The sequence below is a fragment of the Nocardioides sp. P4_G4 genome, from assembly GCF_056401085.1.
The window spans coordinates 1-24,483 of record NZ_JBFUKA010000072.1; the positions used below are offsets into that span (position 1 = coordinate 1).

Sequence of the window (24,483 nt, forward strand, 5' to 3'; positions counted from 1 at the left end):
GACCCAGGCCGACCTCCACTACGTCGGCTCGGTCACGGTCGACGAGGACCTCCTCGACGCCGCCGACCTCCTCGCCGGCGAGCTCGTCCACATCGTCGACGTCACCAACGGCGCCCGGCTGGAGACCTACACGATCGCCGGCGAGCGCGGCTCGGGCGTGATCGGGATCAACGGCGCCGCGGCCCGGCTCGTGCACCCCGGGGACACGGTCATCCTCATCGCCTACGCCCAGGTGGAGGACGCCGAGGCCCGGGAGCTGAAGCCGTCGGTGGTCTTCGTGGACGCCGACAACAAGGTGATGGCCACCGGCTACGACCCGGCCGAGACCTTCGGCGACCCGTCGCTGACCCGCGGCGACGCGGTGTCCCGCTAACCTGCCCGGATGCAGTCGACGCCCACGCCGGGCCTCCCGCAACGCCTCCGGGCCCCGGCCCCGGGCTGGACCACCCGGGCCGACGTCGTGGTCATCGGTTCCGGCATCGCCGGGCTGACCGCGGCGCTGCGCATCCACGCCGAGGACCCGTCGCTGGCGCTCCTCGTCGTCACCAAGGACGTCCTCAACGCCGGCTCGACCCAGTGGGCCCAGGGCGGCATCGCCGCCGCGCTCGGCCCCGGCGACACCCCCGAGCAGCACCTCCACGACACCCTGGTCGCGGGCGCCGGGGCCTGCGACGAGGACGCCGTACGCGTCCTGGTGACGGAGGGTCCCGAGGCCGTGCGCGAGCTCATCGCGCTCGGCACTGTCTTCGACCACCACCCCGACGGCGAGCTCTCGCTGACCCGCGAGGGCGGCCACCACCGCGACCGGATCGCCCACGCGGGCGGCGACGCCACCGGCGCGGAGATCCAGCGTGCGCTGATCGCGGCCGTCGAGCGGGCCCCCGCCGTCGAGGTCATCCAGCACGCGCTGGCCGTGGACCTGCTGCGAGCGGCGGACGGCGGCGTCGCCGGGGTGACGCTGCACGTGCTCGGCGAGGGCCAGCGCGACGGCGTCGGGGCGRTGCACTGCCGGGCCGTGGTCCTGGCGTCCGGTGGCCTCGGACAGGTGTTCTCCCAGTCGACCAACCCCAGCGTCTCCACCGGTGACGGGATGGCCCTGGCCCTGCGCGCCGGCGCGACGCTGCGCGACCTCGAGTTCGTCCAGTTCCACCCGACGGTGATGTACCTCGGCCCCGACTCCCAGGGCCAGCAGCCGCTGATCTCGGAGGCGGTGCGCGGCGAGGGCGCGTTCCTCGTCGACTGGGAGGGGGACCGGTTCATGCAGGGCCAGCACGAGCTCGCCGACCTGGCGCCCCGAGACGTGGTCGCCAAGGCGATCACGCGTCGGATGATCGAGACCGGACGGCCGCACATGTGGCTCGACGCCCGCCACCTCGGCGCAGACTTCTGGGAGCGCCGGTTCCCCACGATCCTGGCCGTCTGCCGCGAGCACGGCGTCGACCCGGCCACCGACCTCATCCCGGTCGCCCCGGCCCAGCACTACGCGTCCGGTGGTGTCKCCACCGACCTGCACGGCCGCTCCGACGTGCCCGGGCTCTACGCCACGGGCGAGGTGGCCTGCTCGGGCGTCCACGGCGCCAACCGGTTGGCCTCCAACTCGCTGCTCGAGGGGCTCGTCTTCTCCCGCCGGATCGCCGCGGTCCTGCCCGGCGAGCTGCGGCCGTGGGCCGAGCCGGTCGCCGACGACCCGCGCCCCGACGGGCTCGTCCCCTGGGACCGACGACCTGAGCTGCAGGAGGTCATGACGACGAGCGTCGGCGTGCTCCGCTCGGCGCAGGGGATCACCGACGCGCTCGGCCGCCTGGCCGGTCTCGACACGGCGAGCGAGGAGGTCCCCGGCGTCGACGGCTGGGAGACGACCAACCTGCTCGCCCTGAGCACCGCCCTGGCCCGGGCCGCCCTCGTGCGCGAGGAGACCCGCGGCTCCCACTGGCGCGAGGACTTCCCCGAGCGCGACGACGGCGCCTGGGCCGGCCACGTCGACAGCCGGCTCGCGGACGGCGTGCTCCGCCAGGACTTCGTCCCCGCGCCCTCGACCGACCCGTCCACCCCGACCGTGGAGCCCCGATGACACCGACGCCGTACGACGCCCTGCCGCCCGAGCTGCTCGCCGAGGTCCGCGACGCCGGGCTCGAACCCGAGCAGGTCTACGCCGACATCGCCCGCGCCCTGGCCGAGGACCTCCCCGACGGCGCCGACGACGCCACGAGCGTCGCCACCATCCCCGCCGACGCCACGGGCAGCGCCGACTGGGCGGCCCGCGAGCCCGGCGTCGTCGCTGGCCTCGCGCTGGCCGCGATGGTCTTCCACWACGTCATGGGCGACGAGGTGACGATCAGCGGTCGCGTCGCCRACGGCACCCACGTGGACTCCGGCGACGTGGTGCTCCACGTGGCCGGACCGACCCGGGGCCTGCTCACCGCGGAGCGCACCGCGCTCAACTTCGCCAGCCACCTCTCCGGGGTCGCCACCGCCACCAGCCACTGGGTGAGGGCCCTCGAGGGCACCCGGGCCACGGTGCTCGACACCCGCAAGACGCTGCCCGGCTGGCGTGCCCTGCAGAAGTACGCCGTCCGCTGCGGCGGCGGGGTCAACCACCGGTTCAGCCTGGCCGACAAGGCGATGATCAAGGACAACCACGTCATCGCCGCCGGCGGCGTGGTGCCGGCGATCGAGGCCRTGCGGGCGGCGTACCCCGGCCTCCCGATCATCAGTGAGGTCACCGACCTCGACCAGTTGCGGGCGCTGCTCGACGTGGGCGCCGAGTGGATCCTGCTCGACAACATGGACGACGCGACCATGGCCGAGGCCGTGCGCATCACCGCGGGTCGTGCCGTCCTCGAGGCGTCCGGCGGCCTGACCCTCCAGCGGGCGCGTGCGGTCGCGGAGACCGGGGTCGACCACATCTCGGTCGGCGCCCTCACCCACAGCGTCGTCGTCTTCGACCTGGGCATGGACCTCGTGGACGACGCCGCGACCGATGACGGCGCAGCGGGCGACTGAGATGGCCCTCCTCGCGGCCGACATCGGCAACAGCCACACCTTCCTCGGCCTCTTCGACGGCGAGGACGTGACCCACCACTGGCGGGTCGCCACCGACGAGCGGCGCACCTCCGACGAGTGGGCCGTGCTCGTGCGCGGGCTGCTCGCCGACGTGGACGCCGCCACGGTCACGGGCATCTCGGTGTGCGCGACGGTGCCGGCGGTGCTGCACGAGTGGCGCGACATGATGGCCCGCCACTTCCCGCAGGCGCACAGCGTGGTGGTTGAGCCTGGCGTGCGCACGGGAGTTCCCGTGCTGATGGACAACCCGCGTGAGGTCGGCGCCGACCGCATCATCAACGCCCTGGCCGCCGCCACCCTGTACGGCGGGCCGGCCATCGTGGTCGACTTCGGCACCGCGACGACGTTCGACGTGGTGAGCGGGGCCGGGCAGTACATCGGCGGCGCCATCGCCCCCGGCATCGAGATCTCGCTGGAGGCGCTCGGACGACGCGGCGCCCAGCTGCGCAAGGTGGAGCTGGCCCGACCGCGCTCGGTGATCGCCAAGAACACCGTCGAGGCCCTGCAGAGCGGCATGATCTTCGGGGTCGCCTCCCAGGTCGAGGGGATCGTCCACCGGATGATCGCCGAGCTCGGAGTCCCCGTCGGCGACGTCACCGTCATCGCCACGGGCCACCTCGCGACGCTGCTGCTCGACGAGTGCGACTGCTTCACCGAGCACTCGCCGTGGCTCACCCTGCAGGGCCTGCGCCTCGTCTTCGAGCGCAATTCCTGAGCAAATTCAAATAGAACTTGACCAGGGAATGGCTGGCCATTTTCTTGTTATTTGCCGCCGCGAATTGAATGCGAGTATCTTCCGATTACCCCCAGGGCTTGAAATGAGCCCACCTTTGCGGAAGAAGGAATGACGTGGCACAAAAGGTGAACATCATCCTGGTCGACGATCTCGACGGCTCCGAGGCGTCCGAGACCGTCTCGTTCGGCCTCGACGGGTCGTCGTACGAGATCGACCTCAACGACGACAACGCCGCCGCCCTGCGCGAGGCCCTGGCCGGCTACGTCGGCCACGCCCGCAAGACCACCGGTGGCGCCCGCCGGGCGCGCCGCGCGACCAGTGCTGCCTCGTCCTCCTCCCACACCAAGGACGTCCGGGAGTGGGCCAAGTCCCAGGGCATGGACGTCTCGGAGCGGGGCCGCATCTCCGCCGATGTCCAGCAGGCGTACGACGCCGCACACTGACACCGAGCCACCACGACGCCGCACCTCCCCGCCGGGGGTGCGGCGTCGTCGCGTTCCGGTCACCGTGGGTCACGACCGGTCACAGTCCGGTCGCGGTCCGGGCCGCGTCCTTGCGCACCCCCGCCCGGTGTTGTTCGCTGAGAGCGGACGCCTCCGTCGGCCGTGCGGGAACACGTAGGGTGGAGTCGGGCGTTGAGCCCACTGTCCGCCCTCCGTCCCCACGGTGGTCTCGCGGACGCACAGACGCAAGCGAGGAGCGCACATGTTCGAGCGGTTCACCGACCGAGCCCGACGAGTTGTCGTGCTGGCCCAGGAAGAGGCCCGCATGCTCTCGCACAACTACATCGGCACCGAGCACATCCTGCTCGGGCTGATCCACGAGGGCGAAGGCGTCGCGGCCAAGGCGCTGGAGTCCCTCGACATCTCCCTGGAGGCAGTGCGCGCCCAGGTCGAGGAGATCATCGGCCAGGGCCAGCAGGCCCCGTCCGGTCACATCCCCTTCACCCCCCGCGCCAAGAAGGTGCTCGAGCTGTCCCTGCGCGAGGCGCTGCAGCTCGGCCACTCCTACATCGGGACCGAGCACATCCTGCTCGGCCTCATCCGCGAGGGCGAGGGCGTCGCCGCCCAGGTCCTCCAGAAGCTCGGTGCCGACCTCAACCGGGTCCGCCAGCAGGTCATCCAGCTGCTCAGCGGCTTCCAGGGCAAGGAGTCGGCCGCGTCCGGCGCCGCTCCGGGGGGCTCGTCCTCCGAGGCGCCGTCGAGCTCGCTGGTCCTCGACCAGTTCGGCCGCAACCTGACGCAGGCCGCCCGCGAGGGCAAGCTCGACCCCGTCATCGGGCGCGAGCAGGAGATCGAGCGCGTCATGCAGATCCTGTCGCGACGCACGAAGAACAACCCTGTCCTCATCGGCGAGCCCGGCGTCGGCAAGACGACCATCGTCGAGGGCCTCGCCCAGGACATCGTCAAGGGCAACGTGCCCGAGACGCTCAAGGACAAGCACATCTACACCCTCGACCTCGGTGCGCTGGTCGCGGGCTCGCGCTACCGCGGTGACTTCGAGGAGCGCCTCAAGAAGGTCCTCAAGGAGATCCGCACCCGCGGCGACATCGTGCTGTTCATCGACGAGATCCACACCCTCGTCGGTGCCGGTGCGGCCGAGGGCGCCATCGACGCGGCCTCGATCCTCAAGCCGATGCTGGCCCGCGGTGAGCTCCAGACGATCGGCGCCACCACGCTCGACGAGTACCGCAAGTACCTCGAGAAGGACGCCGCCCTCGAGCGACGCTTCCAGCCCATCCAGGTGCAGGAGCCCTCGATCGCGCACACGATCGAGATGCTCAAGGGCCTGCGTGACCGCTACGAGGCGCACCACCGCGTGACCATCACCGACGAGGCGCTGGTCTCGGCCGCCACCCTGGCCGACCGCTACATCTCCGACCGGTTCCTGCCGGACAAGGCGATCGACCTCATCGACGAGGCCGGCTCGCGCCTGCGCATCCGCCGCATGACGGCCCCGGCCGACCTGCGCGAGTACGACGACAAGATCGCCGACGTGCGCCAGCGCAAGGAGGCCGCGATCGACGGTCAGGACTTCGAGGCCGCCGCGCGCCTGCGCGACGAGGAGAAGCAGCTGATCGCCCGCAAGTCCGAGCGTGAGTCGCAGTGGCGCTCGGGTGACATGGACGAGGTCGCGGAGGTCGACGAGGAGCTGATCGCCGAGGTGCTCGCCGTGGCGACCGGCATCCCGATCGTCAAGCTCTCCGAGGAGGAGTCGACCCGGCTGCTCAAGATGGAGGACGAGCTCCACAAGCGCGTGATCGGCCAGGACGAGGCCGTCAAGGCACTGTCGCGGGCCATCCGTCGTACGCGTGCCGGGCTCAAGGACCCCAAGCGCCCCGGCGGGTCGTTCATCTTCGCCGGACCCTCGGGCGTCGGCAAGACGTGGCTGTCCAAGACGCTGGCGGAGTTCCTCTTCGGCGACGAGGACTCGCTGATCCAGCTCGACATGAGCGAGTTCGGCGAGAAGCACACCGTCTCGCGCCTCTTCGGCTCGCCCCCCGGCTACGTGGGCTACGAGGAGGGCGGCCAGCTGACCGAGAAGGTCCGCCGCAAGCCGTTCTCCGTGGTGCTGTTCGACGAGGTCGAGAAGGCGCACCCGGACATCTTCAACAGCCTGCTGCAGATCCTCGAGGAAGGTCGCCTGACCGACTCGCAGGGCCGGGTGGTCGACTTCAAGAACACCGTCATCATCATGACCACCAACCTCGGCACCCGCGACATCGCCAAGGGGATCAACCTCGGCTTCCAGCAGTCGGGCGAGGCCGGGTCCTACGACCGGATGAAGAGCAAGGTGTCGGAGGAGCTCAAGCAGCACTTCCGCCCCGAGTTCCTCAACCGTGTCGACGAGATCATCGTGTTCCCGCCGCTGTCGCGCGAGCAGATCGTCACCATGGTCGACAACATGATCGCCTCCGTCGAGCTCCGGCTCAAGGACCGCGACATGCAGCTCGAGCTCACCCAGGCGGCCAAGAACCTCCTGGCCGAGCGGGGCTTCGACCCGGTGCTCGGCGCGCGACCGCTGCGTCGCACGGTGCAGCGCGAGATCGAGGACGTGATGGCCGAGAAGATGCTCTTCGGCGAGATCGGACCCGGTCAGATCGTGCTGGTCGACGTCGAGGGCGAGGGTCCGACCGCGACCTTCACCTTCCAGGGCCAGAAGGTCTCGGCGCTGCCCGACCTGCCGCCGTTCGAGACCGCCGACCTGGTGGCCGAGCCGCTGGACATCGCGGTCCCGGTCGAGGGCGAGGGTCCCGACGACTCGGACGGGCCGACGGACATCCCGAGGTCCAGCTCCCCGGAGTGACGACCAGCTGACACCACAGGAGCCCTCGGCGCACCCGCGCCGGGGGCTCCTGTGCGTCCGGGGTCCTGGCCGGCCCCGCGGCCCCAGCTACCCCGGCAGGCGGTAGCCGACCCCGTCGACGACCTCGACGAGGCGGTCCTCGAGCAGCCCGGCCAGGGCGCGCTCCCGCTGCTCGGTCCCCGGCCAGACGGCGTCGATCTCCGCCGCGCGCACGGTGCCCTCCGCCTCGCGAAGCACGGCCATGATCCGGCCGCGGCACTGCCGGTCGGTGCCGGCCCATGCCTGGCCGCGGCGGGGTGGACCGTCGTACGCCGGACGCCCGGCCGCCAGCCAGGCGCACCGGTCGGCGACTGGGCACGCCTCGCACCGGGGGTCGCGGGCGGTGCAGACGAGCGCCCCGAGCTCCATCACCGCGACCGCCCAGGTGGCGGCCGTGGCCTCGTCGTCGGGGAGCAGGCCGGTGGCCAGGTCGCGCTCGGCGCGGGTCACCGAGGTCGGCGGGAACTCGACCCCCGAGACGGCCCGGGCGAGGACCCGGCGCACGTTGGTGTCGAGCACGACGTGCCGGCGGCCGTGGGCGAAGCTCGCCACCGCCGCGGCGGTGTAGTCGCCCACCCCGGGCAGCGCGATCAGCTCGTCGTACGACGCGGGCACCTGGCCGTCGTGACGCTCGACGAGGGCGACGGCGGCGGCGTGCAGGCGCAGCGCGCGGCGCGGGTAGCCGAGCCGCCCCCACATCCGCACCGCCTCACCCGTCGGCTCGGCCGCGAGGTCGGCCGGCGACGGCCAGCGCTCGAGCCACGCGTCGTGGACGGGGAGCACCCGCGCGACGGGGGTCTGCTGGAGCATCAGCTCGGAGACCAGCACCGACCAGGCCGAGGCCTCGGGTCGGCGCCAGGGCAGGTCGCGGGCGTGGGCGTCGTACCAGTCGAGGATCGGGGCGTGCAGGTCACTCATCGCGGCGATCGTACGCACGGATCCGGGAGGACCCCGGTGTGGCTCCGCCCCGGCCACCCCCCCGACTCCTAGGGTCGGGGGCATGCCGTCCTCGCGTCCCACCCCCCCGATGGCACCGCGTGGTCCGCTGCCCGCCCGGATCTACTGGTTCCGCCGTCTGGTGGTGCTCGGCGTGGCCGTGCTGCTGGTCGCCGGCCTCGCCCGGCTGCTGGGCGGCTCGAGCGACGCCTCCTCCGACGAGGCGGCCCGGGCCACCACGGCGGGAGCGACCACCAGCACGAGCGCGGACCCGTCCGAGACCACCGCCACCGAGACCCCGACCACGCCGGTCGAGGGGCCGAAGCGCCGCAAGAAGCAGCAGACCCCCACCGAGCCGCCGCTGGCCGAGCCGAGCGGCACGTGCGAGAACGGCGACATCGTCGCGACGCCGACGATCACCGAGGCTCCCGGGGGCAGCGACGTCCCGATCACCATCAACCTGCGCACCCGGGTCACCGCGGCGTGCACCTGGACCGTCTCGCCCGACACCCTGACGGTGAGCATCACCTCGGGATCCGACTCCATCTGGTCGAGCCGCGAGTGCCCGGCCGCGATCGTGCCGCAGGACGTCGTGGTCCGGCAGGCCGTCGACGCCCCGGTCGTCGTCACCTGGAACGCCCGCCGCTCCGACGAGGAGTGCTCCTCGCTCACCGAGTGGGCGCTGCCCGGCTTCTACCACGTGGAGACGGCGGCGCTGGCCGGTGAGCCGACCGAGGTGCAGTTCGAGCTGGTCCGCCCGGCCAGCGAGGTCATCACCAAGACGGTGACGCCCAAGCCCCAGACGGACTCGAAGAAGAAGGACAAGGCCCACCAGCCCGGCCAGGACGGCGCGGGCAACTCCGAGGGCTGACCTGGAATCACCGGCTGCCCGGTGATTCCGTGGGTTCGCGCACGCTGCAGCACGCGCCAACCCACGGAGTGCGCGTCAACCTCGTGGCCACACGGGGGGCGAGCCCTGCGCCGCGACCGCAGCGGGCCCGCGAGCCCCGGCCCCGGTCAGATGTAGCGCTCGGTGATGCTCGACTCGGCGAGGCGCGACAGGCCCTCGCGGACGCTGCGGGCGCGGAGCTCGCCGACCCCCTCGACGGCCTGGAGGTCGTCGATGCCCGCGGAGAGCAGCTGCTGGAGTCCACCGAAGTGCTCGACGAGGCGGTCCACCACGGAACCGGGCAGCCTCGGCACCTTGGCCAGCAGCCGGTAGCCGCGCGGCGCGACGGCGCCGTCGAGGTTCTCGGCCGTGCCGAGGCCGAGCACCGCGGCGACCGCACCCGGGTCGACCAGCTCGGTGGGGGAGAGGGTGGACAGGTCGCCCAGGATCACCGACGCCTCGACCTTGCGGCGCTTGCCGGCGGGCAGGTAGTCGCGCACGACCAGCTCGCGCTCGGCGTCCACCCCGGTGATGAGCTCCTCGAGCTGCAGCGACAGCAGCCGGCCGTCGGTGCCGAGCTCGAGCACGTAGTCGTCGATCTCGCGGGCGATCCGGGTGACCATTTCGAGACGCTGGGCCACGACGGCGACGTCGCGCACCGTCACCAGGTCCTCGATCTCCAGCGCCGACAGCGTGGCCGACACCTCGTCGAGGCGGAGCTTGTAGCGCTCCAGGGTGGCCAGGGCCTGGTTGGCGCGGGACAGGATCTGGCCCGAGTCCTCGAGCACGTGCCGGATGTCGCCGACGTACGCCGCGATGATCTGCATGGACTGCGACACCGAGATGACGGGGTGGCCGGTCTGCTTGGCCACCCGCTCGGCGGTGCGGTGCCGGGTGCCGGTCTCCTCCGAGGGGATCGACTGGTCGGGCATCAGGTGCACGGCGGCGCGTGAGATCCGGGTGAGGTCCTTGTCCACGATGATCGCGCCGTCCATCTTGGCCAGCTCGCGCAGCCCGGTGGCCGTGAACGGCACGTCGAGGGTGAAGCCGCCGGTGACCAGCGACTCGACCATCTTGTCCTGGCCGAGCACGATGAGCGCTCCGGTGCGACCGCGCAGGATGCGCTCGAGGCCGTCGCGGAGCGCGGTGCCGGGTGCGATCATCGCCAAGGTGGCGCGCAGGCGGAGCACGTCGTCTGAACGCTCGGGCACGGTGGTCCTCTCGTACGGGTACGACGCCGGGCGTCGCGGCGCTCAGTGTAGGCGAAGCACAGCGCCGCAGAGCCCTCCTCAGTCGAGGGGTGGCAGCGGGATCCGGTCGGCCCGGGTCACGCGCAGGGTGCACAACGCATCCCACACCGTGCTCTCGGAGATGACCCGCATCCCGTCGACGAGCCGGTTGCCACCGTTGTCGGACGCGCCGGCCCCCCGAGGCACCACCGCTACCTCGAAACCGAGCCGGGCGGCCTCGGCCAGCCGCTGGGGCAGGTCTCGCACCCGGCGCAGCTCGCCCGCGAGGCCGATCTCGCCCATCGCCACGACCCCCTTGGGCGGGGCTGTCTGGTGGGTCGCGCTGGCCACGGCCACCGCGATGGCGAGGTCCGTGGCCGGCTCGGTGAGCCTGGCCCCGCCCACCGTCGAGGCGAAGACGTCGTGGGAGTGCAGCTTGATGGAGGCGTGCTGCTGGAGCACCGCCAGGATCATCGCCACCCGGGAGGAGTCGATGCCCGACGTCGTGCGCCGGGGGCGCTCGAGCGGCGACGGCGTCACCAGCGCCTGCACCTCGGCCAGCAGCGGGCGGCGGCCCTCCATGGTCACCGCTACGCACGTGCCGGGGACCCGCTGGCTGTGGTGCTCGACGAACAGCCCGGTCGGGTCGGTCACCGCGCTGATGCCGCCCGCGGACAGGTCGAAGCAGCCCACCTCGTCGACGGGACCGAACCGGTTCTTCATGGCGCGGACCATGCGGAAGCGGGAGTTGCGATCACCCTCGAAGTTGAGCACCACGTCGACGAGGTGCTCCAGGACCCGGGGCCCGGCGATCGACCCGTCCTTGGTGACGTGGCCGACGATGATCGTGGTGATGTTGCGGGTCTTGGCCACCCGCACCAGCGCGGCCGCGACCTCCTTGACCTGGGTGACGCCGCCGGGGACGCCCTCGACGCCCGACGCGCCGATGGTCTGGATGGAGTCGATGACCAGGAGCGTGGGGCGCACCTGCTCGATGTGGGTCAGGACGGCGCCGAGGTCGGTCTCGGCGGCCAGGTAGAGCTCGTCGTGGACCCCGCCGGTGCGGTCGGCGCGCAGCCGGACCTGGGAGGCCGACTCCTCGCCGGTGACGTAGAGCGTGCGGGTGCGGACCCGGGCGGTCTGGGCCGCCACCTCCAGCAGCAGGGTGCTCTTGCCGACCCCCGGCTCGCCGGCCAGCAGGATCGCCGCACCGGGCACCAGCCCGCCGCCGAGGACCCGGTCCAGCTCGGGGACGCCGGAGGAGCGGAACGTGGCGTCCTCGACCGAGACCTGGCCGATCGGCACGGCCGGTCGCGTGACGGGCGACGCGGCGGCCCGCACGCTCGGGGCGGCGGCCTCGGCCACCGAGCCCCAGGCCTGGCACTCCCCGCAGCGGCCGACCCACTTGCCGGTCTCCCAGCCGCACTCGGAGCACTTGTAGGCGGCGCGCTGTCTGCTCATGGGCGGCACGCTAGGCGACAGCACCGACAGCGCAGTTATGCTGCCCCTGTTTGGAACGATCAAGGGGGGCTTTCAATGTCGCGACCGGAGTCCCGGCTCGGCGCACACCTGCCGGTGTCGCCGCCGACGCTCGCCGACGTGGCCGAGCGGGCGGGAGTGAGTCGGCAGACCGTCTCCAACGCCGTCAACAACCCGGACCTGCTGCGTCCCGGCACCCTGGAGCGGGTCCGGGAGGCGATCGAGGAGATGGGCTACTCGCCCAACCGTGCCGCGCGCAACCTGCGCACCCGCACCTCCCAGCTGATCGGTCTGCGGGTCTCGCCGGTCCAGGAGGGCACGGCCAACGCGATGATGGACCGCTTCGTCCACACGCTGGTCGAGACCTCGGCGCTGGCCGGGCACCACGTCCTGCTCTTCACGGGTGAGGACGAGGACCCCGTCGCCGGCTACGACAACCTGCTCCGCTCGACGGCCGTCGACGCCTTCGTCGTCACCGACACCTACCTGGGCAACCCGCAGGCCGCCTGGCTGGCCCAGCAGCGGGCGCCCTTCGTAGCGTTCGGCCGCCCGTGGGACCGCGCCGACGCCCGGCACCCGTGGGTCGACGTCGACGGGGCGGCCGGCACCCGTCTCGCCACCGAGCACCTCATCAGCAGGGGCCACACCCGCATCGCGTGGATCGGCTGGCGCAAGGACTCCCCGATCGGCGAGGACCGACGCGCCGGGTGGCTGACGACGATGCACGAGCACGGCCTCCCCACCACCGGGCTCGCCAGCCGGGTCGAGGACACCGTCCAGTCCGGTGGCGAGGCGGCGGCGGTGCTGCTCGACGAGTCGGCACCCACCGCCTTCGTCTGCGCCTCCGACACCTTGGCCATGGGTGTCCTGCACACCCTGTGGCTGCGCCAGCTGGCCCCGGGCCGCGACATCGCGGTGGTGGGCTTCGACGACTCCCAGGTCGCCCAGGTCTATCCGGTGGGACTCACCTCGGTGCGCCAGCCGCTGGAGGAGGTCGCGGTGGAGATCGTCAACGCGCTGCACGCGCTGCTCTCCCACCAGCCGCCCGCCGAGGAGGGCGTGCTGCTCACCCCGAGCCTCGTCGTACGCCAGTCGTCCTGACCCCCGAGCCGTGGGCCGGCGTCAGTAGCCGCGCCACCACACGTTGACGGCGTAGTCGACCTCGGTGCCCTCGTGCGTCGCGAGCACCCGCTGCGCCACCTCGGGCGAGAACTCGATCCGCACGACCGCCTCGAGGTCCTCGCGGCGGGCGAACGACCAGCCCATGTCGACCGGCACCCGGCTCCAGCCGCGCTGCGACCAGAACCGCTCCACCTCGACGGGGTCGATCTCCGGGTAGCCGAGGCGGAACCACGCCCCGAACGTCGACCGGCTGGCGTCGTTGTCGATGACGAAGGCCGTGCCCCCGCGGCGTACGACGCGGTCCAGCTCGGCCAGGCCGGGCTCGCAGCCGGGACCGAAGAAGTAGGCCCACCGCGCGTGCACGACGTCGACCGACGCGTCGGGCAGCGGGAGGGCCTGCGCCGTGCCGGTCAGCACCTCGACCCCGTCGAGTCGTCGGGTACGACGCCGGGCCATCTTCGCCAGCGAGGGGTGCGGCTCGACCCCGACCACCCGGCGGGCGCGCTCGGCCCAGCGGGGGAGGTGGAAGCCGGTGCCGCACCCGACGTCGAGCAGCACCCGGTCGTCCCACGACGCGATCGAGCCCATGGCGGCCTCGATGCGACCGTGCGGGTCGGCGGCGAGGTTCTCGAGCTCGTACGTCTCGGGGTGGTGCCAGATGTTCGGGCTCGGGGTGGCCCCCGAGCGCGCCGGTGGAGGCCTCAGAGCCGGACGAGCCCGGAGGGCGTCTGGACCTGGACGGCGATGATGCCCGGCGTGCCGTTGGGGGCGACCCACTCGACCTTGATCTCCTCGAGCGGCGCCTCGACGGTCTCGCCGAGCCACTCGCTGACCCGCTGCGGGTCACCGGCGATCTCGAGCGCGACCAGGGAGAACTGGCTGTCGGCCACGTTGCTCGGGTGCATCTCGGCCGGCGACTCCCACTGGATGAAGAAGGGGAGCTGCGGGTCCGACAGCAGGCCGTGGACGCCGATCTGGCGCCAGACCAGCTCCTCGCCGTTGGGCAGGTGCCGGTTGCCCTTGACCGACTCGCGGCCGAGGCGCGACTCGACGGTGGTGATGTCGTCGACGGCCACCACCCAGCCCAGCCAGCCGCCACCGAGGGCGGAGCGGGCACGGACGGCCTGCCCGAAGGGGGCCTTGTCGCTCGCAGGGTGGTCGAGCACCTCGACGATCTCGATGTAGGTGCGGCCGTCCAGCGGCATGATCATGTTGCGGGTCCCGAAGCGGGGATGCACGCCGCCGTCGATGAAGTCCTTGCCGAGCTGGCCCCCGATGCGCTGGGCTGTGCTGGCAAGTCCATCCGGTCCGGCTGCGAACGAGAGATGGTCCAGGCGCATGGCTGCATTCTGTGCTCAGGTGCGGGGCGCCGTCACGCCGGGGTCAGGTTGTCTTGACGTCGAGCGAAATTTCGCTGGAGACGCGGACCGCGTCAGCGCGGGTCGGCCGGGTGCAGCGCCAGTGCCGAGCGGGACCGGACGTGGGCGTCGCAGTGCCGCACCAGCTCGCGGTAGCCCTCCGCCCCCATCAGCTCGGTCAGCTCGGGCTCGTGGGTGACGTAGACCGGCTCCGGGGCGACGTGCGCCTCGGTGTTGCCCGAGCAGTACCAGTCGAGGTCGTGACCGCCCGGCCCCCACCCGCGCCGGTCGTACTCGCCGATCGAGACCTCGGTGTACGCCGTCCCGTCCTGGCGCTCGACGGAGCGGAACTGGCGTCGGATCGGCAGCTGCCAGCAGACGTCGGGCTTGGTCTCGAGCGGGTTGCGCCCCTGCTCCAGGGCCAGCCCGTGCAGCGCGCAGCCGGCACCGGTCGTGAAGTCGGCCCGGTTGTGGAAGACGCACGCAGACTGGCCGTCGTACTCCACGGCGATGGTCTTGCGCTCGCCGTCCTCGTCGGCCTCCACCCAGTCGTCGACCACCACCGGCCGCTGCGGGTGGAACTGCCACTGCGCCGGCGTGAGCTGCTCGACGTACGACGCGACGCGCTGCTCGTCGTCGGCGTCGCTGAAGTGGGCACCCAGCGTGCAGCAGCCGACGTCGGGTGAGTCGGCGTAGATGCCCTGGCACCCCTGACCGAAGATGCACGTGTAGGCCGAGGTCAGCCAGGTGAGGTCGCAGCGGAACACCTGCTCCTCGTCGGCGGGGTCGGCGAACTCCACATAGGCACGGGGAAAGACGAGGTCGACTTCGGGCACTGGGCAAGCCTAGTAGTTTGACCACATGCGCCTGGGCGTCCTCGACATCGGCTCCAACACGGGTCACCTCCTCGTGGTGGACGCGCACGGCGGTGCCGCTCCGCTCCCGGCCTTCTCCTACAAGCAGCCGCTGCGGCTCGCCGAGCACCTCGACGCGGACGGCGCGGTCACCGAGGCGGGCATCGAGGCCCTCACCCGGTTCTGCCGCGAGGCCGTGACGGTCGCCGAGGACAAGGGGTGCGAGGACATGCTCGGCTTCGCCACGTCGGCGGTGCGCGACGCGGTCAACTCCGACGACGTCCTGACGCACGTCAACGACGTGACCGAGGTCGACCTCTCGGTGCTGTCGGGGGAGGACGAGGCCCGGCTCACCTTCCTGGCCGTACGCCGCTGGTTCGGGTGGTCGGCCGGCCGCCTGGCCGTCTTCGACATCGGCGGCGGCTCGCTGGAGATCGCCGGCGGGGCCGACGAGGCCCCGGACGTGGCGTGGTCCATGCCCCTCGGCGCGGCTCGCCTGGCCCGCGAGTGGTTCGGCGGCGCCCGCCCCGACGACGAGACCCTGCGCCAGCTGCGCCGCCGGATCCGCGCCGACATCGCCCGCGACGCCGGCAACCTGCTGCGCCCCGGCGCGCCGGACCGCGCGGCCGCCACGTCCAAGACCTTCCGGTCCCTGGCCCGGATCTGCGGCGCGGCCCCCAGCGCCGACGGCCCGCTCGTGCCGCGCGCGCTCGAGCTCTCCACGCTCTCGGAGTGGATCCCCAAGCTGATCTCGCTCGAACCCGACGAGCTGGCAGCCCTGCCCGGGGTCTCGCCGAGCCGCACCCACCAGATCGTGCCCGGCGCACTGGTGGCCGAGGCGTGCATGGACATCTTCGACCTCGAGGCCCTCGAGATCTGCCCGTGGGCGCTGCGCGAGGGCGTCATCCTCGAGCGCCTCGACCAGCTGTCGGTCGTGACTCGTCCCGCGGTCCGGCGCGGTCCGTCGTGACCCTCGTCGCGCTGTCCACCGCCTCGGTCTACCCCGAGTCCACGGCGCACGGCTTCGCCTGGGCGGCGCACGTCGGCTACGACGCCGTCGAGGTGATGGTCGGCATCGACGCGCTCTCCCAGCAGACCGCCGCGCTCCAGCAGCTCTCCGAGCACCACGAGATCCCGATCTGCGCGATCCACTCGCCGTGCCTGCTCTGGACGCAGCGGGTCTGGGGGAGCGAGCCGTGGGGCAAGCTCGAGCGCTCGGCCGAGCTGGCGTCCGCGGTCGGAGCCGACGTGGTCGTCGTGCATCCACCGTTCCGCTGGCAGAAGGAGTACGCCGCGGGCTTCGTCGACGGCATCGCCGCCCTCGAGGAGTCGACCGGCATCGCCTTCGCCGTCGAGAACATGTACCCGTGGCGGGCCACCTCGCGCCGCGGCATGGAGATGTACCTCCCGAGCTGGGACCCCAGCGAGCACGAGTACGCCAACACCACCATCGACCTGTCCCACGCGGCCATCGCCGGCAGCGACGTCATCCCGATGGCCGAGCGCCTCGGCGACCGGCTGCGCCACATCCACCTCACCGACGGCAGCGGGTCGGCCAAGGACGAGCACCTGGTGCCCGGCCGCGGCACGATGGGCGCCGGCGACTTCCTGGCCCACCTCGCGGCCCGCGACTTCGAGGGCCACATCGTGCTGGAGATCAACACCCGTCGCTGCTCGACCCGCGCTGAGCGCGAGGCCGACCTGCGGGAGTCGCTGGAGTTCGCCCGCGAGCACTTCGCGGTTCGGGCCCGCTGACGCGTCGTACCCTCCCTCGCATGACCCGTCCCGCCCGAGGTCGCCGTCCCGGGGCCCCCGACACGCGCGCCGAGGTGCTCGCCGCCGCGCGGGAGGCGTTCGCGGTCAAGGGCTTCGGGGGTACGACGATCCGCGCCATCGCCGCGGACGCGGGGGTCGACCCGGCACTGGTGCACCACTACTTCGGCACCAAGGACGACCTCTTCCTCGCCGCCCTGGAGCTGCCGATCGATCCGCGCGAGGTGGTCGGGCAGGTCGTCGAGGGGCCGGTCGAGGAGGCGGGCGAGCGGTTCCTGCGCGCCTTCCTGTCCGTGTGGGACGACCCGGACGTGCAGCCGGCGCTGCTCGCCGTGGCGCGGGGCGTGATGGACCCGACCGCGCAGCGCCTGCTCAGCGAGGGCTTCCTGCCGGTGGTGATCCAGCCCGTGGGCGTCGCCCTGGGCCTGGACCGGCCGGCCCACCGGATGGCGCTGGTCGCCAGCCAGGTCGTGGGCCTGATCCTGCTGCGCTACGTCCTGCGCGCCGAGCCGATCGCGTCACTGAGCAGCGAGCAGGTCGTGGCGACGTACGCCCCCACGCTGCAGCGCTACCTCACCGGGGACCTGCCCCCCGCCTGAGTGCGGCCCCGGGGTGCTTCCGGGCCGGGTGGTCCAGACCGCCCCACGCTCGTCGGTGACTTCTCCGATGCGCTCGGCGGGCCTGAGGAGGACAGTCGATCCAGGACTCCCTCCACCGGCAGGAGACGCCATGACACCCACCACGCCCACCACACCCGGCACCCCGGCGGCAGACGGTGACCGTCCCGTCCGGCACGGTCGCGAGCAGTTCTTCATCGAGGGCGAGGGCGTCGTCGGCCGGCCCGGCGACACCGCCGGCGAGGTGTCACCACGGGCGCACCTCGACTCCTCCCGCGCGACCGCGGCAGCGCCGACGTTCCGCTTCTCCCGCGTCGGTCCGCGCGGCACCAAGCTGCCCGACGCCACGCTGCGCAAGGTCGCCGCGGCGATGACGCGTGGACGCCAGCGCGACGGCAACGTCCCTGCTGGCTTCACCTACCTGGGGCAGTTCGTCGACCACGACCTCACCTTCGACAGGACGGCGGTGGCCTTCGGGGACCAGGTGTCGCCGGCCGAGCTCCTCCAGGGGCGCTCACCGACGCTCGACCTCGACAGCCTGTACGGCGCCGGGCCCCTGGATCCGCAGTCGGCGGTGTTCTACGAGGGGGACCGGACCCGCCTGAAGGTGGGCCGCACGACCCGGATCGGGAGGGACCAGGCGCGCGTCGGGTTCGACGTGCCCCGCGTCGGCACGGGCAACGCCGCCGAGCGCCGCAGGGCCCGGATCCCCGACCTGCGCAACGACGAGAACCTCGCCGTGGCCCAGCACCACGCCGCGATGATCCGCTTCCACAACCGGGTCGTGGCCGGGCTCGGACGGGGCGTGCCGGCCGGGGAGCGCTTCGAGCGGGCCCGGCGCCGGGTGGTCCTGCACTACCAGTGGGTCATCCGCACCGACTACCTGCCGCGGATCTGCGACGGGTCGGTCGTCACCGACGTCTTCACCAACGGACGCAAGGTCGTGGAGCCCGGCGCCGACCCGTTCACGATGCCGACGATGCCGGTGGAGTTCTCGGTCGGGGCGTTCCGGCTCGGGCACTCGATGGTCCGCGACGCCTACAGCTGGAACGCCCGCTTCCCGAGTGGCGCGGGGACCCTGGACCTGTTGTTCTTCTTCTCCGGCACGAGCGGCGGTCTGGGTGGCGACCCGACGTTGCCCAGCAACTGGATAGCGGACTGGCGGCGGCTCTACCGCTTCGCCCAGGTCGGCCACGGCGAGCTCGCGCCCCCGCGCGGCCAGCTCAACCTGGCCCGCCGCATCGACACGCGGCTGGTGGACCCGCTCTCCGTGCTGCCCGCCGGCTCGTTCGGTGGCCTGCCCGGCGACGAGGGGACCGTCCGCGCCAACCTCGCCTTCCGCAACCTGGTGCGGGCCGGGATGGTGCGGCTGGCCAGCGGACAGCAGATGGCGGCACTCCTGCGTGCGCAGGGGGTCCCGGTCACCACGCTGACCCGGGCACAGCTGCGTGACGGCTCCGGCGGCGCCGACCTGTCCGACCTCACGCCCACCCAGCTCGACGCCTTCCTCGCCGACACCCCGCTGTGGTTCTACTGCCTGCGTGAGGCCGAGCTGGGCGGCGGCAAGCTCACCGGCGTCGGTGCCCGGATCGTCGTCGAGACGCTCCACCGCGCCATCGAGGGCAGCACCCACTCGATCGTGCGCAGCCCCGGCTTCTCCCCGTCGCTGGGCGAGGTGGACGGACGCTTCCGGATGGCCGACCTGCTGCTGTTCGCCTTCGAGGGCAAGGAGTCGCTGCTCGCGCCCCTGGGCGACTGATCCTTGACGCCGCCAGACCCGGGGAGCAGAATTCAACGCATGATGAATAATGTCATCGACATCCGGGACCTGGTCGTGGTCCGTGGTGGCCGCGAGGTGCTGCCCGGACTGACGCTCGGGGTCGCCCCGGGCGTCACCGGCCTGCTGGGCCCCAGTGGCTGCGGCAAGTCCACGCTGCTGCGGGCCGTGGTCGGCGTCCAACGCGTCCGGTCGGGGGGAGTCGAGGTCCTCGGCCTGCCGGCGGGGGACCGGCGGCTGCGTGACCGGCTCGGTTACGTCACCCAGGCCGCGAGCGTGTACGACGACCTCACCGTCGCCGAGAACCTGCACTTCTTCGCCCGGGTCCTCGGCGTCTCCCGTGACGAGGTGGACGCCGCCGTGGCCGCCGTCGACCTGGCCGAGCAGCGGGACCAGGTCSTGGGAGACCTGAGCGGCGGCCAGCGCAGCCGGGCCAGCCTCGCCGTCGCCCTGCTGGGCGACCCGGACGTGCTGGTGCTCGACGAGCCCACCGTCGGGCTCGACCCGGTGCTGCGCCGCGACCTGTGGCGGCTGTTCCACCGGCTCGCCGACCGGGGCAAGGCGGTCCTGGTCTCCAGCCACGTGATGGACGAGGCCGACCGCTGCGACCGGCTGCTGCTGATGCGCGACGGCCGGATCATCGCCGACGGCACCCCCGACGAGATCCGGGGGAGCGCCCCGGACATCGAGGCCGCCTTCCTCCAGATCGTCGAGGGTGCGGCATGAGCGCCCGGGTCACGCTGGCCGTGGCGAGGCGGGTGCTCACCCAGGTGCRCCGCGACCGACGCACCCTCGCGATGCTGCTGGTGCTGCCCTGCCTGCTGATGAGCCTGCTGTGGTGGATGTTCGTCGACATGCCCGGCAATGCCTTCGACGGGTTCGGGCCCGGCCTGCTCGCGATCTTCCCGTTCACGGTGATGTTCCTCGTCACCAGCGTGACCACGCTGCGCGAGCGCGGCAGCGGCACCCTCGAGCGCCTGCTGTCCATGCCGATGGGCAAGCTGGACTTCCTGCTCGGCTACGCCCTCGCCTTCGGAATCCTCGCCGCCGTGCAGTCGGCGCTGGCGGTCGCGGTGAGCGTCGGCCTGCTCGGCCTCGACGTCAACGGGCCGGTGTGGCTGCTCGGGGTGGTGGCGGTCGTCGACGCCGTGCTCGGAACCGCGCTGGGCCTCCTGGTCAGCGCCTTCGCCGACACCGAGTTCCAGGCCGTGCAGTTCATGCCCGCCTTCGTCGTCCCCCAGATCCTGCTGTGCGGGCTGTTCGTCGCCCGGGACCAGCTGCCGGCTTTCCTGGGCGCCATCAGTGACGTGCTGCCCCTGTCGTACGCCGTCGACGCCATGCAGGAGCTGGTGGGCGAGGCCGACCAGGCGAGCGTGTGGGCCGACGTCTCCGTCGTCCTTGGCTTCGCCGTGGCGGGCCTGGCGCTCGGGGCGGCGACGCTGCGCCGGCGTACCGCCTGACCTGCTCGATCGGCTCGCCCCGAGGCTCCGCTCGAGCAGCTGGCGGCGGGCGACACCGAGTCGGCCCGGTGCGACGTCGGCCGCCGCCAGTTTCGGCGGGACCCCGGGCGCTGGGCGGTCCGGCTCGAGCAACTGGCGGCGCGCGACACCGAGTCGGCCCGGTGCGACGTCGGCCGCCGCCAGTTTCGGCGGGACCCCGGGCGCTCGACGGTCCGGCTCGAGCAACTGGCGGCGCGCGAGCCGCGGCCCGTCCGGGGGAGGCCGTCCGGGGTCGGTCGGCGTAACCTGTGCGGCATGTCCCTGCTCCGCCAGCCGATCCTGCTCCTCGCCAAGAGCGACCAGGTCAAGAAGCTCGTCAGCACGATGCCCGTCTCGTCCGGCATCGTCACCAGCCACGTCCCGGGTGAGACCACCGACGACGCCGTCACCGCGACCGCCGAGCTCGTCGAAGGGGGCCTCTACGTGACCCTGGACTTCCTCGGCGAGGACACCCTCGACCTCGCGCAGGCCGAGGCGACGGTCACGGCGTACAAGGACCTCCTCGCCGAGCTGGCCCGCCGCGGCCTCGCCTCCAAGGCGGAGGTCAGCGTCAAGCTGAGCGCCGTCGGCCAGGCGCTCGCGGACAACGGCGAGAAGATCGCGCTCGAGAACGCCCGCGAGATCTGCCGCGCCGCGCGCAACGCCGGCACCACGGTGACCCTCGACATGGAGGACCACACCACCACCGACTCGACGCTCGGGATCCTGCGCGAGCTGCGCAAGGACTTCCCGGAGACCGGTGCCGTTCTCCAGGCGATGCTGCACCGCACCGAGGCCGACTGCCGTGCGCTCGCGTACGAGGGCTCCCGGGTGCGCCTGTGCAAGGGCGCCTACCACGAGCCCGAGTCGGTCGCCTTCCAGGACAAGCTCGACATCGACAAGTCCTACGTCCGCTGCCTCAAGGTGCTGCTGGCCGGCCAGGGCTACCCGATGGTCGCCAGCCACGACCCGCGGATGATCCAGATCGCCTCCTCCCTCGCGAGCCGCTACGGCCGCCGCCCGGGCACCTACGAGTTCCAGATGCTCTACGGCATCCGCCCGGAGGAGCAGAAGCGCCTCGCGGGGACCGGTGAGACCGTGCGCGTCTATGTGCCCTACGGCGAGGAGTGGTACGGCTACCTCATGCGGCGGATGGCCGAGCGTCCGCAGAACCTCACCTTCTTCCTCCGTTCGCTGATCTCCAAGAAGTAGACGCACGGGGGCTCCACTCCCGTGGGCCCCCGACAACCGAGCGGAGTGAACATGTCCCAGACCGCGATCATCGGGGCCGGCGTCATGGGCGAGACCCTGCTCTCAGGGCTGGTCCGCGCCGGGCGCCGCGTCGACAACCTGCTGGTCGGCGAGAAGCGGCCCGAGCGGGCCCGCGAGCTCGAGGAGCAGTACGGCGTCGCGGTCGTCTCCAACGCCGAGGCGGCCCGCAAGGCCGACACGGTCGCCCTGGTCGTGAAGCCGCAGGACATGGCGTCGGTCCTCGACGAGATCGCCGCGGAGCTGCGTCCCGGCCAGCTGCTCGTCAGCCTGGCCGCGGGCATCACCACCGCCTTCATCGAGTCGCGCGTGCCCGAGGGTGTGGCGGTCGTACGGGTCATGCCCAACACCCCCGCGCTGGTGGACGAGGGGATGGCCGCGATCTCCCCCGGCTCGCACTGCGACGACGGGCACCTGGCCGAGGCGGAGTCGCTGATGGCCTCGACCGGCAAGGTGCTGCGCATCCCGGAGCGCCAGATGGACGCCGTGACGGCGATCAGCGGCTCGGGCCCGGCCTACATCTTCTTCGTCGTCGAGTCGATGATCGAGGCGGGCGTCCACCTCGGGCTGCCGCGTGCGACCGCGACCGAGCTGGTCATCCAGACGCTCTACGGCTCCGCGACCATGCTGCGCGAGACGGGGACCCACCCCGTGGTGCTGCGCGAACAGGTCACCTCGCCGGGCGGCACGACCGCCTCGGCGCTGCGCGAGCTCGAGATCCACAAGGTGCGGGCCGCGTTCCTGGCCGCCATGGAGGCCGCGCGCGACCGCTCGCGCGAGCTCGCCGAAGGCTCCTGAGCCCGCTCAGCCCGCGGCGTGCGGGTCGGGCAGCAGGCCCGGCGTCGCGGCCAGGATGGCGTGGCCCGCCTCGCGGTGCTTGTGCTCGACGAGCACCTCGTAGCGGGTGGCCACGACGGCGGTGACGGAGCTGAAGTCGCGGTGCCCGCGCGTCGCGGCGTACCCGATCAGGCCCCAGACGAGACCGAACACGGCCCCGAAGGCAGCGGTCGAGGCGAGGATGCCCAGCAGGCTCCCCTCGACCCACAGGCTGAGGATGAGACCGACGAACACCCCGAACCACAGCCCGGAGCCCGCGCCCGCCAGGGCGACGCGACCCCAGGTGAGGCGACCGGTGACCCGCTCGATCCGCTTGAGGTCGGTGCCCACGATGAGCAGGTTCTCGACGGGGAACTCCTCGTCGGAGAGGTGGTCGACAGCGCGCTGCGCCTGCTCGTACGTGTCGTAGACGGCCAAGGACTGCGGATAGGCCAGGTCGAGACCGGTGCTGCGGGTGCGGGTGGTGTCCATGCCACGAGTCTGTCACCCGCGCCGCAGCGGGCTCACGCCTTGAGCGACTCCAGCAGCGCCACCAGGTCGGTGGTCACCCCGCGCACCACCGGCACCCGCGAGAGTCGTCCGAGCTTGTCGACGAGCGGGGCGACGCCGTGGGCGAGCGCGAGCGTACGACGGCGGCCGTCGCTGGCGTCGTACACCCAGAACAGCACCATCCCCATGTGCAGCAGCCACAGCAGCTCGGGGAGGTGGGGGCGCAGGGCGGGCGTGACCTTGAGGTCGGAGCCCTCGACCACCTCGCGGAAGATCGCGATGCTCGCCTCCCGGGGGGCGCTGGACTCCGGCGAGAAGGGCGACAGCGGGCTGGTCGGCTCGGCGGCATTCTTGAAGAAGGTGCCCGCGAACTCGTGGTACGGCTCCGCGACCTCCACCCAGGCCGCGAGCACGCCCTCCAGCCGGTCCGCGAACGCCGTCGTGCCCGTCAGTGTCTGCGCCGCGGCGACGAGGTGGGTCTCCTGCATCTGGCCGTAGAAGGCCTGGATGAGGTGCTCCTTGCCGGCGAAGTAGTAGTAGGCGCTGCCCAGGGACACGCCCGCCTCGTCGGCGATCCCGCGCATCGTGGTGCCGTCGAAGCCCTTGCTGCGGAACAGCCGCATCGACGCATCGACGATGGTCCGGCGGGTCTGCTCAGCCTTGGGGGAGCGGGGCGCAGGATCCGGCACAGTCGTCAGGGTAGTCACCCCCTCCGGCGGTGAGCCGGGCCGTGGTGGCGTTGCGGATGCCCGCCGCGAGGTACGCCGCTCCCCGGGCGAGCGGCAGCCGCGACGGCTGCGCCAGGGACTCCGCCAGCGCCCGGTGCGATGCGGTGGCCCACAGGCACATCACCCAGGCGTGGGCGCCGGTCCACACCGCACCCTCGTCGGAGACGACCGTGACCTCGGCCAGGGTGCGGTCGTGGTCCAGGGCGGGGAAGAGCGACCGGGCGGCCGGCGAGCCCGCGGCCACCAGGTCGATCGGGACCAGGCACGGCTGACGCCCGAGCCACCCGCTGAAGGCGCGGCACAGCGGGCAGCCGGGGTCGTGCAGGACGGTGAGGCGCACCGCTCAGGCCGGGTACGCCGGGGCGCCCTGGCCGACGGTCGGCGTGAAGTGCTGGGGAGGCAGGGGCGGGGTCCGCAGCGTCTCGAGCCGCGCGCGGCGCCGGATGGAGTTGAAGACGTACACGTTGCAGAAGTGGAGCAGCCCGAGCACGACCATCACCACGC

Annotated in this window: 25 protein-coding genes; 16 read left to right on the plus strand and 9 right to left on the minus strand. The window is 72.5% G+C overall.

Annotated features, from left to right (window positions below; translation table 11 throughout):
• The 6 genes from panD to AC1DQF_RS16195 form a co-directional block, all read left to right on the plus strand.
• Positions 1-373: aspartate 1-decarboxylase (panD, locus tag AC1DQF_RS16170; protein ID WP_477526246.1), on the plus strand; the 373-nt coding region annotated here is incomplete at its 5' end.
• Between the two features lie 9 nt (positions 374-382).
• Entirely contained in the window at positions 383-2,071 is a 1,689-nt protein-coding gene (locus tag AC1DQF_RS16175; RefSeq protein ID WP_477526247.1) for an L-aspartate oxidase, read from the plus strand.
• Positions 2,068-3,003 (plus strand): carboxylating nicotinate-nucleotide diphosphorylase, encoded by a 936-nt coding sequence (nadC, locus tag AC1DQF_RS16180; RefSeq protein WP_477526248.1) that lies wholly within the window; start codon positions 2,068-2,070, stop codon positions 3,001-3,003. The genes AC1DQF_RS16175 and nadC overlap by 4 nt, the downstream gene beginning before the upstream one ends.
• 1 nt (position 3,004) lies before the next feature.
• Positions 3,005-3,778: a type III pantothenate kinase gene (locus tag AC1DQF_RS16185; protein WP_477526249.1), complete on the plus strand. Its 774-nt coding sequence runs from the start codon at positions 3,005-3,007 to the stop codon at positions 3,776-3,778.
• Between the two features lie 134 nt (positions 3,779-3,912).
• Positions 3,913-4,242, plus strand: coding sequence for a histone-like nucleoid-structuring protein Lsr2 (locus AC1DQF_RS16190; protein ID WP_477526250.1), 330 nt, complete (start codon positions 3,913-3,915; stop codon positions 4,240-4,242).
• Positions 4,243-4,504: 262 nt separating this feature from the next.
• Complete coding sequence (locus AC1DQF_RS16195) at positions 4,505-7,105, plus strand: ATP-dependent Clp protease ATP-binding subunit (protein WP_477526251.1); 2,601 nt, start codon at positions 4,505-4,507, stop codon at positions 7,103-7,105.
• Between the two features lie 87 nt (positions 7,106-7,192).
• Here the strand turns inward: AC1DQF_RS16195 and AC1DQF_RS16200 are convergent, their stop codons facing one another.
• On the minus strand, positions 7,193-8,062 hold the full coding sequence (locus AC1DQF_RS16200) for an HhH-GPD family protein (protein WP_477526252.1): 870 nt from the start codon (positions 8,060-8,062) through the stop codon (positions 7,193-7,195).
• Between the two features lie 82 nt (positions 8,063-8,144).
• Between AC1DQF_RS16200 and AC1DQF_RS16205 the strand changes: the two genes are divergently transcribed.
• A complete protein-coding gene (locus AC1DQF_RS16205; protein WP_477526253.1) occupies positions 8,145-8,951 on the plus strand; it encodes a hypothetical protein in 807 nt (268 codons plus the stop codon).
• A 146-nt stretch (positions 8,952-9,097) separates the two neighbouring features.
• Here the strand turns inward: AC1DQF_RS16205 and disA are convergent, their stop codons facing one another.
• Together disA and radA are read right to left on the minus strand one after the other, a co-directional pair.
• On the minus strand, positions 9,098-10,180 hold the full coding sequence (gene disA, locus AC1DQF_RS16210) for a DNA integrity scanning diadenylate cyclase DisA (RefSeq protein WP_477526254.1): 1,083 nt from the start codon (positions 10,178-10,180) through the stop codon (positions 9,098-9,100).
• A gap of 78 nt (positions 10,181-10,258) precedes the next feature.
• Positions 10,259-11,659, minus strand: a complete 1,401-nt coding sequence (gene radA / locus AC1DQF_RS16215) for a DNA repair protein RadA (RefSeq protein ID WP_477526255.1) — start codon at positions 11,657-11,659, stop codon at positions 10,259-10,261.
• Positions 11,660-11,734: 75 nt separating this feature from the next.
• Here radA and AC1DQF_RS16220 point away from each other — a divergent pair, with 75 nt between their 5' ends.
• Positions 11,735-12,778, plus strand: a complete 1,044-nt coding sequence (locus AC1DQF_RS16220; RefSeq protein ID WP_477526256.1) for a LacI family DNA-binding transcriptional regulator — start codon at positions 11,735-11,737, stop codon at positions 12,776-12,778.
• A gap of 21 nt (positions 12,779-12,799) precedes the next feature.
• Here AC1DQF_RS16220 and AC1DQF_RS16225 read toward each other — a convergent pair whose 3' ends face one another.
• The 3 genes from AC1DQF_RS16225 to AC1DQF_RS16235 all read right to left on the minus strand — a co-directional run bounded on the left by AC1DQF_RS16225 (position 12,800) and on the right by AC1DQF_RS16235 (position 14,993).
• Entirely contained in the window at positions 12,800-13,387 is a 588-nt protein-coding gene (locus AC1DQF_RS16225) for a class I SAM-dependent methyltransferase (protein WP_477526257.1), read from the minus strand.
• 113 nt (positions 13,388-13,500) lie between these two features.
• Entirely contained in the window at positions 13,501-14,139 is a 639-nt protein-coding gene (locus tag AC1DQF_RS16230) for a VOC family protein (RefSeq protein ID WP_477526258.1), read from the minus strand.
• A gap of 92 nt (positions 14,140-14,231) precedes the next feature.
• Positions 14,232-14,993 carry a DUF3109 family protein gene (locus AC1DQF_RS16235; protein WP_477526259.1) on the minus strand — a complete coding sequence of 254 codons (762 nt, stop codon included), beginning with the start codon at positions 14,991-14,993 and terminating at the stop codon, positions 14,232-14,234.
• A gap of 25 nt (positions 14,994-15,018) precedes the next feature.
• On the opposite strand from AC1DQF_RS16235, the gene AC1DQF_RS16240 reads away from it, so the two are divergent.
• The 8 genes from AC1DQF_RS16240 (at position 15,019) to proC (ending at position 22,723) form a co-directional block, all read left to right on the plus strand.
• Positions 15,019-15,981 carry a Ppx/GppA family phosphatase gene (locus tag AC1DQF_RS16240; RefSeq protein ID WP_477526260.1) on the plus strand — a complete coding sequence of 321 codons (963 nt, stop codon included), beginning with the start codon at positions 15,019-15,021 and terminating at the stop codon, positions 15,979-15,981.
• Positions 15,978-16,766, plus strand: coding sequence for a sugar phosphate isomerase/epimerase family protein (locus AC1DQF_RS16245; RefSeq protein ID WP_477526261.1), 789 nt, complete (start codon positions 15,978-15,980; stop codon positions 16,764-16,766). Before AC1DQF_RS16240 ends, AC1DQF_RS16245 begins: the two co-directional genes overlap by 4 nt.
• Positions 16,767-16,786: 20 nt before the next feature.
• Positions 16,787-17,383, plus strand: coding sequence for a TetR/AcrR family transcriptional regulator (locus AC1DQF_RS16250; RefSeq protein ID WP_477526262.1), 597 nt, complete (start codon positions 16,787-16,789; stop codon positions 17,381-17,383).
• A 130-nt stretch (positions 17,384-17,513) separates the two neighbouring features.
• Positions 17,514-19,160 (plus strand): peroxidase family protein, encoded by a 1,647-nt coding sequence (locus AC1DQF_RS16255; protein WP_477526263.1) that lies wholly within the window; start codon positions 17,514-17,516, stop codon positions 19,158-19,160.
• A gap of 39 nt (positions 19,161-19,199) precedes the next feature.
• On the plus strand, positions 19,200-19,904 hold the full coding sequence (locus AC1DQF_RS16260; RefSeq protein ID WP_477526264.1) for an ABC transporter ATP-binding protein: 705 nt from the start codon (positions 19,200-19,202) through the stop codon (positions 19,902-19,904).
• Complete coding sequence (locus tag AC1DQF_RS16265; protein ID WP_477526265.1) at positions 19,901-20,638, plus strand: ABC transporter permease; 738 nt, start codon at positions 19,901-19,903, stop codon at positions 20,636-20,638. The genes AC1DQF_RS16260 and AC1DQF_RS16265 overlap by 4 nt, the downstream gene beginning before the upstream one ends.
• A gap of 294 nt (positions 20,639-20,932) precedes the next feature.
• Positions 20,933-21,868, plus strand: coding sequence for a proline dehydrogenase family protein (locus AC1DQF_RS16270; RefSeq protein WP_477526266.1), 936 nt, complete (start codon positions 20,933-20,935; stop codon positions 21,866-21,868).
• A 51-nt stretch (positions 21,869-21,919) separates the two neighbouring features.
• The gene (proC, locus tag AC1DQF_RS16275) at positions 21,920-22,723 is read left to right on the plus strand and encodes a pyrroline-5-carboxylate reductase (RefSeq protein WP_477526267.1); all 804 of its coding nucleotides are present in this window, start codon (positions 21,920-21,922) and stop codon (positions 22,721-22,723) included.
• Between the two features lie 6 nt (positions 22,724-22,729).
• On the opposite strand, the gene AC1DQF_RS16280 is transcribed toward proC, so the two are convergent.
• Genes AC1DQF_RS16280 through AC1DQF_RS16290 form a run of 3 tightly spaced genes read right to left on the minus strand, consistent with a single transcriptional unit; the run spans position 22,730 to position 24,319 of the window.
• Positions 22,730-23,233: a YflT domain-containing protein gene (locus tag AC1DQF_RS16280; RefSeq protein ID WP_477526268.1), complete on the minus strand. Its 504-nt coding sequence runs from the start codon at positions 23,231-23,233 to the stop codon at positions 22,730-22,732.
• A gap of 32 nt (positions 23,234-23,265) precedes the next feature.
• A complete protein-coding gene (locus AC1DQF_RS16285; RefSeq protein WP_477526269.1) occupies positions 23,266-23,940 on the minus strand; it encodes a TetR family transcriptional regulator in 675 nt (224 codons plus the stop codon).
• Positions 23,906-24,319 (minus strand): DCC1-like thiol-disulfide oxidoreductase family protein, encoded by a 414-nt coding sequence (locus tag AC1DQF_RS16290; protein ID WP_477526270.1) that lies wholly within the window; start codon positions 24,317-24,319, stop codon positions 23,906-23,908. Before AC1DQF_RS16290 ends, AC1DQF_RS16285 begins: the two co-directional genes overlap by 35 nt.
• Positions 24,320-24,483 lie beyond the last annotated feature (164 nt).

Excerpts from the sequence above, each read along its gene's own strand:
- AC1DQF_RS16185 (WP_477526249.1), top strand. The coding sequence starts at position 3,005 with ATGGCCCTCCTCGCGGCCGACATCGGCAACAGCCACACCTTCCTCGGC.
- AC1DQF_RS16195 (WP_477526251.1), top strand. The coding sequence starts at position 4,505 with ATGTTCGAGCGGTTCACCGACCGAGCCCGACGAGTTGTCGTGCTGGCC.
- AC1DQF_RS16200 (WP_477526252.1), bottom strand. The coding sequence starts at position 8,062 with ATGAGTGACCTGCACGCCCCGATCCTCGACTGGTACGACGCCCACGCC.
- AC1DQF_RS16205 (WP_477526253.1), top strand. The coding sequence starts at position 8,145 with ATGCCGTCCTCGCGTCCCACCCCCCCGATGGCACCGCGTGGTCCGCTG.
- radA (WP_477526255.1), bottom strand. The coding sequence starts at position 11,659 with ATGAGCAGACAGCGCGCCGCCTACAAGTGCTCCGAGTGCGGCTGGGAG.
- AC1DQF_RS16220 (WP_477526256.1), top strand. The coding sequence starts at position 11,735 with ATGTCGCGACCGGAGTCCCGGCTCGGCGCACACCTGCCGGTGTCGCCG.
- AC1DQF_RS16225 (WP_477526257.1), bottom strand. The coding sequence starts at position 13,387 with ATGGGCTCGATCGCGTCGTGGGACGACCGGGTGCTGCTCGACGTCGGG.
- AC1DQF_RS16230 (WP_477526258.1), bottom strand. The coding sequence starts at position 14,139 with ATGCGCCTGGACCATCTCTCGTTCGCAGCCGGACCGGATGGACTTGCC.
- AC1DQF_RS16240 (WP_477526260.1), top strand. The coding sequence starts at position 15,019 with ATGCGCCTGGGCGTCCTCGACATCGGCTCCAACACGGGTCACCTCCTC.
- AC1DQF_RS16250 (WP_477526262.1), top strand. The coding sequence starts at position 16,787 with ATGACCCGTCCCGCCCGAGGTCGCCGTCCCGGGGCCCCCGACACGCGC.
- AC1DQF_RS16255 (WP_477526263.1), top strand. The coding sequence starts at position 17,514 with ATGACACCCACCACGCCCACCACACCCGGCACCCCGGCGGCAGACGGT.
- AC1DQF_RS16270 (WP_477526266.1), top strand. The coding sequence starts at position 20,933 with ATGTCCCTGCTCCGCCAGCCGATCCTGCTCCTCGCCAAGAGCGACCAG.
- proC (WP_477526267.1), top strand. The coding sequence starts at position 21,920 with ATGTCCCAGACCGCGATCATCGGGGCCGGCGTCATGGGCGAGACCCTG.
- AC1DQF_RS16280 (WP_477526268.1), bottom strand. The coding sequence starts at position 23,233 with ATGGACACCACCCGCACCCGCAGCACCGGTCTCGACCTGGCCTATCCG.